This is a genomic window from Streptomyces sp. NPDC001380, from assembly GCF_042895785.1.
Lineage (GTDB): Bacteria > Actinomycetota > Actinomycetes > Streptomycetales > Streptomycetaceae > Peterkaempfera.
In genome coordinates this window covers 1-1,042 of sequence record NZ_JBIAWP010000071.1, presented here as the reverse complement: position 1 = coordinate 1,042, position 1,042 = coordinate 1, and the positions used below count along the sequence as shown (strand labels likewise).

The 1,042-nt window shown below is 71.0% G+C and carries 1 protein-coding gene; it reads right to left on the bottom strand.

The window, feature by feature from the left end; genetic code table 11:
* A partial coding sequence (gene ispG, locus ACFY07_RS28565) for a flavodoxin-dependent (E)-4-hydroxy-3-methylbut-2-enyl-diphosphate synthase (protein ID WP_390872441.1) occupies positions 1-1,042 on the bottom strand: 1,042 nt, incomplete at both ends.

Genomic DNA, 1,042 nt, shown 5'->3' with positions numbered 1-1,042 from the left:
TGACCACCTCGCCCTTGACGAAGATCTGCCCCTTGCCGTTGCCCGACGCCACCCCCAGGTCCGCCTCCCGCGCCTCACCCGGACCGTTGACCACACACCCCATCACCGCCACCCGCAGCGGCACGTTCATCCCCTCCAGCCCCGCGGTGACCTCCTCCGCCAGCTTGTACACATCCACCTGCGCCCGCCCGCACGACGGACACGACACGATCTCCAGCCCCCGCTGCCGCAGGTTCAGCGACTCCAGGATCGCGATCCCCACCTTGACCTCCTCCACCGGCGGCGCCGACAGCGACACCCGGATCGTGTCCCCGATCCCCTCCGCCAGCAGCGCCCCGAACGCCACCGCCGACTTGATCGTCCCCTGGAACGCCGGACCCGCCTCGGTCACCCCCAGGTGCAGCGGGTAGTCGCACGCCGCCGCCAGCTGCCGGTAGGCGTTGACCATCACCACCGGGTCGTTGTGCTTCACCGAGATCTTGATGTCCCGGAACCCGTGCTCCTCGAACAGCGAGCACTCCCACAACGCCGACTCCACCAGCGCCTCCGGCGTCGCCCGCCCGTACTTCTCCAGCAGCCGCCTATCCAGCGACCCCGCGTTCACCCCGATCCGGATCGGCGTGCCCGCCTCCGCCGCCGCCCGCGCGATCTCCCCCACCCGGTCGTCGAACGCCTTGATGTTCCCCGGGTTCACCCGCACCGCCGCACACCCCGCGTCGATCGCGGCGAACACGTACTTCGGCTGGAAGTGGATGTCCGCGATCACCGGGATCTGCGACTTGCGCGCGATCGCCGGCAGCGCGTCCGCGTCGTCCTGCGAGGGCACCGCCACCCGCACGATCTGGCACCCCGCCGCGGTCAGCTGCGCGATCTGCTGCAGCGTGGCGTTGACGTCGGCCGTCACCGTCGTCGTCATCGACTGCACCGACACCGGCGCATCCCCGCCCACCGGCACACCCCCCACCATGATCTGCCGCGACCGGCGGCGGGTGGCGAGCGGCTGGAGCGGCACGGACGGCATACCGAGCGAGATCGCGGTCAT